Annotated in this window: 16 protein-coding genes; 7 read left to right on the forward strand and 9 right to left on the reverse strand. The window is 68.2% G+C overall.

Annotated elements, in window-relative coordinates; all coding sequences use genetic code 11:
* The first annotated feature begins 167 nt into the window (after positions 1-167).
* On the forward strand, positions 168-1100 hold the full coding sequence (locus B073_RS0137810; protein WP_018543253.1) for a spermidine synthase: 933 nt from the start codon (positions 168-170) through the stop codon (positions 1098-1100).
* A gap of 40 nt (positions 1101-1140) precedes the next feature.
* On the opposite strand, the gene B073_RS46995 is transcribed toward B073_RS0137810, so the two are convergent.
* Together B073_RS46995 and B073_RS0137820 are read right to left on the reverse strand one after the other, a co-directional pair.
* Entirely contained in the window at positions 1141-1284 is a 144-nt protein-coding gene (locus B073_RS46995; RefSeq protein ID WP_158690327.1) for a hypothetical protein, read from the reverse strand.
* Positions 1285-1471: 187 nt separating this feature from the next.
* Entirely contained in the window at positions 1472-2803 is a 1332-nt protein-coding gene (locus B073_RS0137820; RefSeq protein WP_018543254.1) for an MFS transporter, read from the reverse strand.
* A gap of 507 nt (positions 2804-3310) precedes the next feature.
* Here B073_RS0137820 and B073_RS0137825 point away from each other — a divergent pair.
* Positions 3311-4195, forward strand: coding sequence for an IS982 family transposase (locus B073_RS0137825; protein WP_018543255.1), 885 nt, complete (start codon positions 3311-3313; stop codon positions 4193-4195).
* A gap of 273 nt (positions 4196-4468) precedes the next feature.
* Entirely contained in the window at positions 4469-4921 is a 453-nt protein-coding gene (locus tag B073_RS0137830) for a DUF4442 domain-containing protein (RefSeq protein ID WP_026248112.1), read from the forward strand.
* A gap of 549 nt (positions 4922-5470) precedes the next feature.
* Here the strand turns inward: B073_RS0137830 and B073_RS48965 are convergent.
* Genes B073_RS48965 through B073_RS45080 form a run of 3 tightly spaced genes read right to left on the reverse strand, consistent with a single transcriptional unit; the run spans position 5471 to position 6342 of the window.
* Positions 5471-5593 carry a hypothetical protein gene (locus tag B073_RS48965; protein WP_018543257.1) on the reverse strand — a complete coding sequence of 41 codons (123 nt, stop codon included), beginning with the start codon at positions 5591-5593 and terminating at the stop codon, positions 5471-5473.
* Entirely contained in the window at positions 5586-5957 is a 372-nt protein-coding gene (locus tag B073_RS42505; RefSeq protein WP_018543258.1) for a hypothetical protein, read from the reverse strand. The genes B073_RS48965 and B073_RS42505 overlap by 8 nt, the downstream gene beginning before the upstream one ends.
* Positions 5875-6342, reverse strand: a complete 468-nt coding sequence (locus B073_RS45080; protein ID WP_078508404.1) for an RHS repeat-associated core domain-containing protein — start codon at positions 6340-6342, stop codon at positions 5875-5877. Before B073_RS45080 ends, B073_RS42505 begins: the two co-directional genes overlap by 83 nt.
* A 77-nt stretch (positions 6343-6419) precedes the next feature.
* Here B073_RS45080 and B073_RS0137850 point away from each other — a divergent pair, with 77 nt between their 5' ends.
* Both B073_RS0137850 and B073_RS0137855 read left to right on the forward strand, forming a co-directional pair.
* Positions 6420-6845, forward strand: a complete 426-nt coding sequence (locus tag B073_RS0137850) for a hypothetical protein (RefSeq protein WP_018543260.1) — start codon at positions 6420-6422, stop codon at positions 6843-6845.
* 3 nt (positions 6846-6848) lie between these two features.
* Complete coding sequence (locus B073_RS0137855) at positions 6849-7160, forward strand: transcriptional regulator (RefSeq protein ID WP_018543261.1); 312 nt, start codon at positions 6849-6851, stop codon at positions 7158-7160.
* Between the two features lie 135 nt (positions 7161-7295).
* Here the strand turns inward: B073_RS0137855 and B073_RS42510 are convergent, their stop codons facing one another.
* From B073_RS42510 to B073_RS0137875, 4 genes are all read right to left on the reverse strand, one after another.
* On the reverse strand, positions 7296-7829 hold the full coding sequence (locus B073_RS42510) for a hypothetical protein (protein WP_018543262.1): 534 nt from the start codon (positions 7827-7829) through the stop codon (positions 7296-7298).
* A 226-nt stretch (positions 7830-8055) separates the two neighbouring features.
* A complete protein-coding gene (locus B073_RS49190) occupies positions 8056-9234 on the reverse strand; it encodes a sensor histidine kinase (RefSeq protein WP_324608820.1) in 1179 nt (392 codons plus the stop codon).
* Positions 9235-9266: 32 nt separating this feature from the next.
* Positions 9267-9914: a LuxR C-terminal-related transcriptional regulator gene (locus B073_RS42515; RefSeq protein ID WP_420706493.1), complete on the reverse strand. Its 648-nt coding sequence runs from the start codon at positions 9912-9914 to the stop codon at positions 9267-9269.
* A gap of 557 nt (positions 9915-10471) precedes the next feature.
* On the reverse strand, positions 10472-10915 hold the full coding sequence (locus B073_RS0137875) for a MarR family winged helix-turn-helix transcriptional regulator (RefSeq protein WP_026248113.1): 444 nt from the start codon (positions 10913-10915) through the stop codon (positions 10472-10474).
* Positions 10916-11003: 88 nt separating this feature from the next.
* Here B073_RS0137875 and B073_RS0137880 point away from each other — a divergent pair, with 88 nt between their 5' ends.
* Together B073_RS0137880 and B073_RS0137885 are read left to right on the forward strand one after the other, a co-directional pair.
* Positions 11004-11261 carry a hypothetical protein gene (locus B073_RS0137880; RefSeq protein WP_158690328.1) on the forward strand — a complete coding sequence of 86 codons (258 nt, stop codon included), beginning with the start codon at positions 11004-11006 and terminating at the stop codon, positions 11259-11261.
* Positions 11261-12715 carry an MFS transporter gene (locus tag B073_RS0137885; RefSeq protein ID WP_037814197.1) on the forward strand — a complete coding sequence of 485 codons (1455 nt, stop codon included), beginning with the start codon at positions 11261-11263 and terminating at the stop codon, positions 12713-12715. The genes B073_RS0137880 and B073_RS0137885 overlap by 1 nt, the downstream gene beginning before the upstream one ends.
* Positions 12716-12767: the final 52 nt, after the last annotated feature.

Consider the following 12767-nt stretch of genomic DNA (forward strand, 5'->3'; position numbering starts at 1 on the left):
CACCGAACGACCACGCAGGGGCACGCCCCTGTAGGAACCACCCTGCAGGGGCGTGCTACGGCAGATCGGCTCACCTCAGCTGAGGGGCTGAGATCGGCTGAGATCGGCTGAGCGGGCTGCGGGATCTGAGGGCATGGAACTCCCCGCCCGCCCGTCACAATGGCTGGGTGCACAACGAATCACCGGCCGAATCACCGGCCGCCGAGGACCCGGTCCCCGTCACCCGCACCGTCGACCACGGGACCGCCAAACTGCTCCCGGACATCGATCGCCCTCGCGCATGGCTGCTCACCGTGGACGGCGCCCCGCAGTCGTACGTCGACCTCGACGACCCGACCCACCTGGAGTTCGAGTACGCCCGCCGGCTCGCGCACGTCCTGGACGAGGCCGCGCCCGAGGGACAGCCGCTGGACGTGCTGCACCTGGGCGGCGGCGCGCTGACCCTGCCGCGTTACGTGGCCGCGACCCGCCCGCACTCCCGCCAGGACGTGATCGACTCCGACCGCGGCCTGCTCGACCTGGTGGCGGAACACCTGCCGCTCCCGGACGCCCCCGACTCCGACGTTGATCCCGCCCCCGACTCCGACGACGATCTTGACCCCGACTCTGGAATCACGCTGCACGCGCAGGACGCCCGAGCGGCGCTGGAGGCTGCGCCGGAGGGGGGCGTGGACGTGATCGTGGCGGACGTCTTCACGGGCTCACGGGTACCCGCGCAGCTGACCTCGATCGAGTACGCGCGGGCAGCCGCCCGCGCGCTGCGCCCCCGCGGTTGCTACGCCGCCAACCTTGCCGACAGCGCTCCGTTCGACTTTCTGCGCAGCCAACTCACCAACTTCGCAGCGGTGTTCACCCACCTCGCTCTGATCGCGGAACCGTCGGTGCTGCGCGGTCGGCGCTTCGGCAACGCCGTGCTGCTCGCCTCCCACGCGGAGCTTCCGGTTGCCGCCCTGGCCCGCCGCGCTGCCGGCGACGCATTTCCGGCTCGCGTGGAACACGGCTCGGCCCTGCGACGTCTGATCGCCGATGCGCGTCCCGTGCCTGATGGTCAGGCGCGCCCGTCTCCTGTGCCTCCGGATGGCGCTTTCAGCGTCGGTTAGGCGGTTGGGGGTTGGGCGGTTGGGCGTTAGCTGGTTGCAGTCAGTTGGCGATGCAGGCGGTTAGCTGGTTGATGTTGATGTTGATGTTGATGTTGGTGGTGGGCTGTTGGCGGGTGCCCGTGAGCCCGTGAGCCCATGAGCCCGGGAACACGGGGGCGCTGGCTGCTGGCTGCGAGGTCGGCACCCCGCCCTTTGTCCCTTCTCCCTTCTCTCCCTTCGCTTCGTCTCTTCCGTTCCGTTGTGGCTCCGTTGGCTGTTCTTCTTCGGGGCGGGGGGCGGGGTGGGTCCCTGGGTGGTTGGGGTGGGGCCTGTGCCGGGGGGCGTCTCCTGCCTTTGCTGGGGCCGCTTCCTTTCTTCTTTTACGGCAACGATTACGGAGAGTTATTTGTTCCCTTCGTTGTGTTGCTGGCGTTTGGGCTGGTGGGAGGGAGAGGGGGTGGGGGAGGGGAGGTCGTGGGTGGGGTGGTGACGGTGGGTTTGGGTGGGCGGTGGGTGAGGTGGCGGACGTCGGGGACGCAGAGGACGGCGGCTGTCAGGAGCACAATCAGGGAGGCGCTGGCCCATAGGGCGGCGGTGCGGCCGATCAAGTCCTGAGCAGGGCCGGCCAATGCGGTGGTCACGGGGACCATCGCCAGTGAACCGAGCCAGTCGTAGGAGGAGACCCGGGAGAACTTCTCCTCTGGTATCTCCTGGTGGAGGGCCACCATCCAGGTCACCGAGAAGACCTCGATGGACACCCCAGCGGCGAACATGATCGCCGCGAGCCAGCCGACCGGTAGCGGTATGGCCAGTGCGGCTGACGGGAGGGCGAACGGGAAGACGCAGAGCGTGCCGGTCAGTAGGAGGCGGCGCGGTTTGAGACGAGTCATCAGGAGGGCGCCGGTTGCGGTCCCGGCGCCGAGCGCGGCCAGGGTCAGGCCCCAGGGGCCGGCGCCGCCCAGATGTTCGTCGGCGACCAGTGGCCCGTAGACCGATTGCGCCGCGACGGCCACCGCGTTGACGATGGAGAACTGTGCGACGATCGCCCACAACCACGGCCGGGACGCCACCTCCCGCCAACCGTCCCGGAGGTCGTTGCGGATCCCGCCGCCCGGAGTGCGCTCCGGGATGCCGCTCACGTCGAGGAAGGCACGCAGGGCCCCGGCGACCGCGAAGGCGGCGGAGTCGATCGCCAGCACCCACCCCGGACCGATGACCGCGACCAGGGCGCCGCCGAGCGCCGAGCCGCCGATGCCCGCGCCGTTCACCCCGATCCGGAACACGGCGAAGGCACGCCCGGCCTGCTCTCCGGAGACGCTGGCCAGCAGCATGCCCTCGGAGGCCGGGGCGAAGAACGCCTGCCCGGTGCCGCCGATCGCGGCCAGCAGCGCCATCTGCCACAGGTGTGCCGTGCCAGACAGGACGAGGAGCGCGAACAGGCCCTGGGAGAGGCAGTTGACGCCGTTCGCCGCGACCATCACCCGGTGCCGGGGGAGCCGGTCTGCGACCGCGCCTCCGACCAGTAGGAAGAGGACGAGTGGCGCCATACGGGCGGCGGAGACCAGGCCGACGTCGGTGGCGGAGCCGCCCGCGCCGAGGACCGCGAACGCGGTCGCGATCAGCGCCCCGTTGCTGCCGAGGCCGGCGATCACGGTGGCGGCGCTGAGGAGGACGAAGTTCCGGCCTGCCCAGGTGGGGCGGGTCGCCATCAGACCGGCCGCCATCAGTGGGGGTCCGGTTGGTTCGAGCGGTTCGATGCTTCCCGGGCGGGTGGTTCGAGGGGCCACACTTCCGGAGCCAGGGTCAGGGTCAGGGGTGGTACTTCCGGGGCCAGAGCTTTCAGGGGTGGATGTGTTCCTTGTGTTTCTGGTGGGGTCCCCAGGGGCGGGAGTTGGAGCCCTAAGGGGTGTGGGGGAGGAGCGGTGGGGTGTTGTCGGGTGCGGTTCCGTCGTGTCATGGGCGTTGACGATATGGGGGTGGGGAGGTCAACGCCTGGATTTTCGGCAGGGTTTGGGAAAGTGAGGTGCAGAGGGGTGCAGAGAGCGGCGGCGCTCTCTGCACAGCTAAGCTACTGATAGGTAACATGGTGGCTTGTCCGCAGAGTCCCTGCCGCCGATCGGCGACATGATGGCGGCATCCGTGCCGATGGTCCGCACCCTGAACCTCTAGATGAGTGAGTCCGATGTTTGTGCTGGCCGCGACCATGGCGAAGGGCGCCCGTTGGCTCGTGTGTGACGACAAACCTGGACGCCCGTCTGGCGGCACTCTACGTGTTCATCGACGACCATGTGGCCCCTCGTCGCCGGATCGGGCGACCCCCGAAACTCACAGACGCCGAACTACTGTGCCTGGCAGTCGCCCAAGTACTGCTCGGCTTCCCCTCCACCCGGCACTGGATCCGCTTCGCCCACGCCCGCCTACGACACCTCTTCCGCTACCTCCCTCAACAATCCGCCTACAACAAACGCCTGAACGCTGCCGGCCCACTGATCTCAGCCGCGATCCAGGCACTGGCCAGGCAGGTGCCCACCTGGCACGACAACCTGCGGCTGATCGACTCCACCCCACTGCCGTGCGCCGCCTCCCGCGAGACAGTCAAACGCTCCGAACTGGCAGGACACGCAGGCTACGGCTACTGCCGCAGCCACTCCCGCTACTTCTGGGGATTCCGGCTCTACCTACTGACCACAGCCGAAGGCATGCCCATCTCCTGGTGCCTGGCCAATCCCAAGATCGGCGAACGGGAGGTGATGACCGCGCTGCTGGAACGCGACCACCACCTGGTCCACTCCGGCCAGGTGATCCTCACGGACAAGGGCTTCGCCGGGAAGGAATTCGAGGCGTTTCTGACCGAGAGCCTGGGCGTCCATCTGGTGCGTCCGGACCGCAAGGACGAGCCCGTGCGACACGGCCGTCTCGCCCGTGTCCGCCAATGGATCGAGGCTGTGTTCGCCACGCTCAAGGGCCAGCTCAACCTGGAACAACACGGCGGCAGAACCCTGCCTGGAGTGTTCGCCCGCACTGGCCAACGACTCCTCGCACTCGCAGCAGGTATCTGGCACAACTGGACCACCGGCGCCAAGATCAAACGATCCCTGACCGCCTTCGACCACTGAGAACATCGGACTCACTCATCTAGTTCACCGGGACCACCGCCGAGCGCGCCGTGGTCCGCATGGCCGGCCAGCCCGACTTCCACAACCACGTCGGCGGTCCGCGCGCCGGGGCGTAATGCCCCCATAGGTACACGTCGGGGTTCCGTGCGGAGTTGTTGATCTCGCCGACGGAGCGAGTCCGCGATCCGTGGGGATCGAGGGGCTTCTATCGGGTCAGTGGTGCGTCGGGAATGGGGATGGCGGGTGATGCTACCGACGGGTAACATGGAGCCCATGACAGTTGAAAACACGTCGATTGGCGAGATGCTCGCAACCACGGTGCCGATGGTGCGCACCCTGAACCTGGAGTTCCTCGAAGTCACTCCGGAACGTGCTGTGCTCCGACTCCCTGACCAGCCGGAATACCACAATCACATCGCTGGTCCGCATGCGGGCGCCATGTTTACGCTGGCTGAGTCGGCCAGTGGTGCCATCGTCCTCTCCGCGTTCGGGGACCAGCTCTCACGGGCTGTCCCGCTGGCGGTGCGGGCCGAGATCGGCTACAAGAAGCTTGCCAAGGGGCCGGTGACGGCCACGGCTACACTGGGGCGCCCGATTGCCGAGGTCATCGCGGAGCTGGACGCGGGGCAGCGCCCGGAGTTCCCGGTGAGCATCGCCATCCAGCGCGAGGACGAGGCGGTCACGGGTGAGATGACCGTGGTGTGGACTCTCCGTCCCAACAGCTGAGTTGAGGGACAGGAGCACGAGGACTTCGGAACTCTCCTGGCTTCTGGTCGGAAACGGAGTGGGGGTGTCCGAGCATTGGATGCCCCCACGTCGGGGTTGGGGGCGGCGTTGCCGATTGGCGGGATTGGCGCGGCCAGGGGGAGGTCGAAGGGCGAGGCCCTGGGGGGAGTTGGACCATACGCACATGCCGGTGATGCGGGGCGAATTGCGGCTGACGTAGGGGGATTCGAGGCCAGAGCGAAGGCCAGTGAACCCTTGGCCGTCTGCAGAGCGACCGGCAAGACCCGGAATCTTACGCCCTGGGCGAGGGTGAATATGGTTGTGGTCTACCCGAAAGGACCACCCACTGGCATGGTCCCGGCTAGAGCACGGGCCCCAGGTATGGAGCCGCACCTGTGGCCGTGGCGGGCATCGTGCACTACTGGAGCCCACACCGCATGACGCCCCGGCTCACGTGAGCCGGGGCCGTTCAGGGGTTCTTCTTCTTGCGCGCCGTCCCGAATACCGCCTTTACAGCGTCCGTGACCCGCCCCACCAAGTCCTGGAGCCTCAGAGCAGACGCCCCTCCGCGGTGTCGCGCACCGGAAGCCACAGAGCCAGGCGCCGCATCCACCATGGCAGCTGCCGCAGGGGGATGAACGTCAGCGCGTCCCTGATGGCGTTTTCAGCCACGCCACCGAGCCTTCCGCACGCAGTACGGCGCAGATCCCGGGCTGAGCGTGGTGTACAGGCGCGCCATGTCGCCTGCGGCTACGAACCCCAGCTCGCGTACCTTGGGATCCGGTGAGCGCATCGCGCGTTCCACCCGGGGCGCGATCACGGCGACGTCATCGCCGTGCGGCACCATTCCGATGACGGCGGTGCCCACATGTCTCTCGCCTCGGTCGAGGGCGGCGTCGATCTCGGCCGGATCACGGATGTCGATCACCCCGTCACCGGTCTCCCAGTCCGGCTCATTCGGCACGTCGGTGCCCCTCTCGACATGGTCGGACACAGGCGGCGGCAATACCCACTGCTTCTTGGTGTTGTTGATCATCCCAGCCCTCTTCCAGCGCTGCCTGGCCGTCCGACGGTGCCCGTGAAATCTCCTGTCCTCCCAAGGAGTTGGCCGAAGCGCCGTGCTTCTTGTAGTCCTTGTCGTCGTAGATGCGGGTGATCTTCTTGGCCAGGCCCAGCGGGTCCAGCCACCGCAGAGGGTTGTCGACGTAGGCGTGGTGGTTGGGGGCCGGTTCCAGTCCGAGCGGGTCGGGTGAGAGGTGGCGGGCGGAGTCGGGGTCGTAGTAGTGGGCGAGGAGTGGCGGACGCGCGCCATGCGATCTCGCTGCTGAGAGTGACAGCTCGCGTGGGGTCCCGATCAGCCCGCAGCGATATTTGCGACCTGAGCCGGCGGCAGGACGCCGGTCCGCCCCGGCCGCGCCCACGGCATCACCGTCGCCCGGCCTGCGTGGGGGATGCCATCTAGTTGCGCTTTCCGTAACTAGATGGCAGCTTTGAAACCATGACGTCCGATGAACTCCGCCCCGGCCCCCGCGAGCAGCTGGCCGTGGTCAACGCCGCCCCCGACCTGTCCCGTTCCGCGTCCGTCCGGGAACGTGTCGTCAGCCTGGCCACCCTCGCCGTCCTGTACGCCGGGCTCGTCACCGCGATGGAGTGCAACCTCCCCCGCATTGCCGGAGTCGGCGTCTACCTCGCCGCCTTGGTCCTCCTCCTCACCTGGAACGGCCACCACGACGACGCTGCCCGCAGGCGGCCCCACACGCGCCTGGAGAAGGCCGCGCGGTTCGGTGGCGTCGTACTTCTCTCCATCCCCGCCACCAACCTCATCTTCGGCGGCGGCCCCGACACCCTCATCGGCCATCTCCTCACTGCCGCGATCCCCACCGTGTGCGCTGCCGTCTACTTCGTACTGCGCTGGAAGCGGTGACCGGTGGCGGAGGACACTGCGGCACGGCAGCCGCGCGACGTGCTGGCCAATCTCATCCACTCCCCGAACCGCCTGGCCATCCTGGCCACCCTCAACCGGGTCCAGCACGTGGCTTTCGCCGACCTGCGCGAGAGCCTGAACCTCACCGCCCCGGAACTCTCCCGCCAGATCGCGATCCTGGAGAAGGAAGGGATGGTGGAGGTCGCCAAGCTCCGCGTCAAACGTGTCGCCGTCACCCACGTCCGCCTCTCCGACACCGGACGCGAACGCTTCGCCTCCTATCTGGCTGACCTGCACGCCATCGTGGACGGATGAGGCTGACCGCTGACGAGCACCACCACGCAGGCACGACGGAGCCTCCGACATCCAGCGTCGGAGGCCCCGTTGCCATTGCACCGCCTCAACGAAGGCGGGTGTGCGCCGCCTTCGAAGCCAGCCGGTGTCTGCGGGCTACGCCCAGATACAGGTGACGGCAGCGACAGCGAGGGATGCGGCCAGACCCGCGGCCCCGCCCTTACCCGCGATCTTGATGCCGCGCTTGGCCGCTTCCTTGATGCCGATCTCGGCGACCTTCCGCCAGTTCTTCTTCTTGATGTGCTCCTTGACCTTCTCCACGACACCGCCGATGCCACCGACACCGATCGCGTTGAGCAGGCACATCTCGTAGGACATGCGCTTCACGCGCTTCGGGCCCTCCCCGCCCAGCTCCTTGTGGGACTTGATGGCGTCGGCGAACTCGACACCGAACTTCGCCTTGGTGGCCTCGTAGTCGAACTTGCCGTTGGCGTCGAGGTGTTCCCCCTTGTCGATCGCTTCGAGGTAGCGGGCGACCTCGTCGATCTGCGCCTGCGTGACCTCTTCGGCCTGGGCCACGGCCGCGGGCTGGTCCGCCGGGGCGTGGGCCTGCGCGACGCCGGTGGCGCCAACGGACAGGGCGCAGACGGCGGATATGATCGCGGCGCTGATGCGCATGCGCGGGTTCATGTGAAGGGTTCCCTTGCGTGTCGGTGCGCAGGGAGAGGAGTCGCGGCGTTGCCTGTACGGCGTTGCGAAACCATTCGGCCCCGCCCGGCTTCCCCCTGCCGTAACTGTCCCCCGGCCGCTTTGGTCAAAAGCTCCGGGGTTGAACGGGTGTGAACGTATCGATCCTGATCACGCGCATTCAAAGCCCAGCGAGAACTTCCGCACCCAATAGCTGCCTTTGACCGTTTTATTGGTCCGCGTGGCGGGTGCCCCGCCCCCGCCACCTGGCGGGGGCAGCGGTCCGGTCGAGCGCGTCCCCTGACAGCTCGGCCTCCGGTCGGTACGGCAGTACCGCGCGAACCACGAAGCCACCGTCCGGGGTGGGCATGGCGTGCACGTCACCCCCCAGGAGGGAAGCCCGTTCACGCAGACCTGCCAGCCCTCGGCCAGAGCCAGCGGCAGAGGAAGAACGGTGGGTCCTGCGGTTGGGCGGGAATCCGGTGCCGCGGTCGGGCGGCGGACCGTTGAGCACCTCGACGTGCAACGCGTCACCGCCGGGGAACGTCGACAGGGCCACGGTGACCTCGCTGCCCGGCGCGTGCTTGGCCACGTTGGTCAGGGCCTCCTGCACAGTCCGGTACGCAGCGTGCTCCGTCTCCGGCGCATACGGCCCCGTCGGCAGATGGTGCTGGATGCACACCGCGAGACCGCTGGCCCCGATGAGGGCAGACAGGTCGGCGAGACCCGGCAGGCCGACGGGCTCCGCAGTTCCGCGCAGCGCGCCCAGCATGGCGTGGAGTTCGTCGAGGGTCCTTGTGCCCAGCTCGCCGATGTGCTCACCACTTCTGCGGGCCTGGGGGTCCGATGACGTGAGGGCGAGTACCCCGGCCTCCACGGAGATCAGGTTCACCTGATGGGACACCACGTCGTGCATCTCGCGGGCGAGCCGGGCACGTTCGGCCGTGATGGCCTTCTCCGCCGCCACCATGCGCTCCCGCTCCTGGCTCTCTCTGAGCTCCGCAAGTCGGGCTGCCAGCTCACGGCGGGTACGGGCCAGGCGCCCCAGCGCCGTCGGCCCCGCGGCGAACAAGGCGGGACCCAGCAGCGCGGCGCCCCACTCACGTGCCTTCCACGACCCGACCTCGTCCATCAAGGAGGGTGTCGCGGCGGCCAGGAACATCAAGGCCGCGCAGCCGTAAACGAGGAACCGGCCGGACAACGCGGCGGCGGCCGTGCTCAGGGCGCACATCGGCGCGAGCCACAGATATCCGGTGACTGCGGCGGGCACGGTGACGAGCGCCACCGCGAGCGGCCACCGCCTGCGCAGCGTCAGGGCTGTCACGGCCAACACATAGGTGGCGATCACCATCGGTCCGACCTGGCCGATGACAGTGACGAGTTCCGCGGCGGCAACGGAGACGATCACGGCCTCCACAGCCCACACCGGGAGACGGCGCCTCATGACTGCTCGGAGCTGGTCCCGGCCCGGCTCACGCGCCCGGTTCCGTTGGTCGCCGAGCGTCCGGCCAGGACGGTTGCGGCCAGGACCGCCGCCTGGATGCGATTGTCCGCACCCAACTTGGCGAGGAGAGCACTGACGTGGTCCTTGACCGTGCACCGGCTGAGGAAGAGCCGCTCGGCGATCTCGCCATTGGTCATGCCCGTGGGCAGCAACTCCAGTACGTCCCGTTCCCGTTCGGTCAGCGGCGTACCGGGAAGCTTGCGGGGAGAATCGGAACCGTGGGGGACGGAGCGCGCGAAGGAGTGCGCGACCGCATGCGTGACCCGCGAGGACAGCGCACTGCCCCCAGCCGCGAGCAGCCGCACACCGGGGATCAGCTCTTGGGCCGCAGTGTCTTTGAGGAAGAAACCGGCAGCACCGGCGGCGAGTGCCCGTGCGACGTTCTCATCGGTCGCGAAGCCGGTCAGCATGGCCACGACCGGCGGGTCGTCGAGCTCCCGCAGTGCCGTCAGCACCTTCAGCCCGCAGACGTCGGGCATGTAGATGTCGACCAGCGCAACCTGGGGACGGTGTCGTACGGCTTGGTCCACGGCCTCAAGTCCGTCACACGTCGCGGAGACGCGGATGTCGTCAGTGCTCTCCAAGATTCTTTGCAAGCCATACCGCAACAGCTTGTCGTCATCGACGACCATCACATTCACGGGAGGCACAGACCCACTCGCCTATAAAGTAAAAAATCAGAACAATGATGCTCTGTGCACCTTAACCGATGCTTTACAGCCACCTCTGGTCCCGGAGCGAGCAACGGAACGGCGGCGGGCTGCGTGGCCGTGGACCTCACTCTTCGGCGGGGCCTCGCCGGTGCTCCCGAACAACCGGAGGGGGACCTGGTGAGCCTGCCGAGCTGGGTACGCAGCCGCTTGAGACGACCGCCGACCTTGTGGCTTCCGGGTGCGCGATGAGCTGCCCGACACCCGAGGGTGCGCGAGTGGTGGGGGATGCCCTGCTCACCGGCCTGGGGCCGCGAGAAGGACGCGAACAACCGGGTGGCTCGTGATCGCACGGGCCGGACCAGCGAGTTCCTCCGGCTTCAAAACGCCTCGGCCCCGGCAGTCTTGTCGCCTTCGGCAGGACGCCGGATCGGTCCGCCCCGCACGTTCTCCGAACAGAGGGTGCCCGCCAGCAGCGGCGGCTGAAGAAGTCAGTCTGGGGTCGTCTCGATGAGCAGGCGAATACCGTCGATCAGCGCCTGCGCCTGCCCATCGGGCCAGTCCGCGATCCGGCCCGCAAGGTGCCGGGTCAGCGTGTTGCGCAGCCCAGTGACCGTTGCGCGGCCCTTGGGCGTCAACGCGAGCAGGGTGGCCCGGCCGTCGCAGGGGTCGGGGCTGCGCTCGAGCAGACCCGCGCTTTCGAGCCGGTCGGCATAGCGACTTGCGCCGGATCGGTCGATGCCGACCTCGTCGGCCAGCCGCGCCGCCGATTGCGGTCCGAGTCGAGCCAGCCCACTGAGCACCGGGTAGGTCTGACGATCGACACCCGCCGGTGCCGCGTCGAGGACCGCGTCGTAGAGCGCGCTCCGGTTGCGCCGCAGCAACAGCTGTCCCAGCGCTTGCTCCAGGTCCCGTGCCAAATCCGTATTCGCCATCCAACAATGATACGTGTGAAACGCACGGAATGGGCGTAGGGTTGTTGCGTGCAAGTCGCACGCGCTTCTCTTGGGAGGTCTCATGGTCATGGGTCATGTGCTGACCCGGCGGATCATCGGTCAGCCGGACGACGCTGTGGTCGACATCGCGCGCTACTTACAGCCGTCCGACGTTCAGGTCACCGATGGCGTCGTCAGCGACTACTCGGGGTTCGTCGAGCACATCACACCGGTTCTCCGCGGCACGTTGCTCGCCCTTGCGGACACCGAGCCTGCGACGCCGATCGGCGCGGGCGAGGTTGTTGAGCGACTGGCGGGCGCGCGGCGGACCGAGGGGGCGCGGTGATGACCGAGAGGCGTCGCAGCGCGCTGATCGGGCCGGTGCTGGTGCTGGCCACGCTGGTCTCCAGCATCATCAGCTCGTTCGGTGCTCCGCTGATCCCCACTGTTGCCCGCGCTTTTCATGAGTCGCTGAGCACGGCGCAGTGGTCGTTGACCGTGGCGCTGCTGGTCGGCGCGGCGAGTTCCCCGGTCCTGGGCCGACTCGGCGACGGTCCGCGACGGCGAGTGACGTTGCTCGGCGGCTTGGCTGTGGTCACGGTGGGCGGTGTCGTGGCTGCGCTGGCAGGCGGCTTGGGGACGCTGCTCGTCGGCCGTGGACTGCAGGGCGTCGGGCTCGGGCTGGCGCCGTTGGCGATGGCCACCGCCCGGGAAGAACTGCCGCAGGCCAAGGTCGCGCCGATGATTGCGCTGTTGTCGGTATCGGCGGGGGCCGGCCTCGGCGCCGGTTACCCGATCAGCGGGTTGCTCGCCGAGGCGTGGGGATTGGCGGGTGCGTACTGGTTCGGCACGATCGTGTCCGGCCTCGCGTTGATCTGTGTCGCCGCAGTCGTACCGTCGAGCGCGGGGCGTAGCGCCCCCAACCGGCTCGACTGGGCCGGTGCCGTGCTGCTCGCACTGGCGATGGTCGCCGCACTGGTGGCAACGGCCGAGGGGACACAGTGGGGTTGGGGTTCGCCGGCGATCAACGGCCTGTTGGCCGCCGGGGTAGTGCTCTTCGCGGTCTGGGCCGTGCAGCAGCTGCGCGCCGGGAACCCGCTGGTTCAGCTGCGTCTGTTGCGCCATCCATCCGTGCTTTCCGCCGATGCCTGTGCCGTGGTGCTCGGCGTCGCGATGTACATGGTGCTTTCGGGGGTGACGGAGTTCGTGCAATCCCCGCGCTCGGGCGGATTCGGGTTCTCCGCATCGGCCGTCGTGGCCGGCCTCGTCCTCATCCCCCTGTCCATCTTCATGCTGAGCAGCTCCCGCACCCTGCCAATCTTGGTGACATGCATAGGGATCCGGGCGGTGCTGACGCTGGGCTGCCTCGTAGCCGCGCTGGGCTGCGGATTCTTCGCGGTCTTCCATGGTGCCCTGTGGCAAGCCTTCGTCATGACGGGTGTCCTGGGAGTGGGACTGGGCACCACCTTCGCCGCGATTCCCGGTTTGATCGTGCAGTCGATCCCCGCCCGGGAGACAGGTAGCGCCATGGGCTTCTACCAAGTGGTCCGCTTCACCGGCTTTTCCCTGGGCAGCGCGCTCACCGCCACCATCCTGGCCGCTCATGTCAGCGGCAACGGTCAGCCAACGGTGGGCGGTTACACCACGGTGCTGTGGTTCTCCGCCGGCTTCTGTGTCCTCGCCGCCGCCCTTGCCTGGTTCCTGCCCGCCCGATCCACCCGGCTCACGCCCGCAGAGAGCCTGCCCGCCGACGAGATCCGGCTACGGGGACAGACCGACAGCAACGACCTCTCGTCATGAGCAACCTCCGGCCGGACGACCCGCGTCGCCGCCTTTGCTCGTTCGTCCCTGC

This window comes from Streptomyces sp. MspMP-M5 (assembly GCF_000373585.1).
Lineage (GTDB): Bacteria > Actinomycetota > Actinomycetes > Streptomycetales > Streptomycetaceae > Streptomyces.

Bases quoted from the DNA above. Each gene is read 5' to 3' on its own strand.
- B073_RS0137820 (WP_018543254.1), bottom strand. From the start codon at position 2,803: ATGGCGGCCGGTCTGATGGCGACCCGCCCCACCTGGGCAGGCCGGAAC.
- B073_RS0137830 (WP_026248112.1), top strand. From the start codon at position 4,469: ATGACAGTTGAAAACACGTCGATTGGCGAGATGCTCGCAACCACGGTG.
- B073_RS42505 (WP_018543258.1), bottom strand. From the start codon at position 5,957: ATGATCAACAACACCAAGAAGCAGTGGGTATTGCCGCCGCCTGTGTCC.
- B073_RS0137850 (WP_018543260.1), top strand. From the start codon at position 6,420: ATGACGTCCGATGAACTCCGCCCCGGCCCCCGCGAGCAGCTGGCCGTG.
- B073_RS42510 (WP_018543262.1), bottom strand. From the start codon at position 7,829: ATGAACCCGCGCATGCGCATCAGCGCCGCGATCATATCCGCCGTCTGC.
- B073_RS0137875 (WP_026248113.1), bottom strand. From the start codon at position 10,915: ATGGCGAATACGGATTTGGCACGGGACCTGGAGCAAGCGCTGGGACAG.
- B073_RS0137880 (WP_158690328.1), top strand. From the start codon at position 11,004: ATGGGTCATGTGCTGACCCGGCGGATCATCGGTCAGCCGGACGACGCT.
- B073_RS0137885 (WP_037814197.1), top strand. From the start codon at position 11,261: ATGACCGAGAGGCGTCGCAGCGCGCTGATCGGGCCGGTGCTGGTGCTG.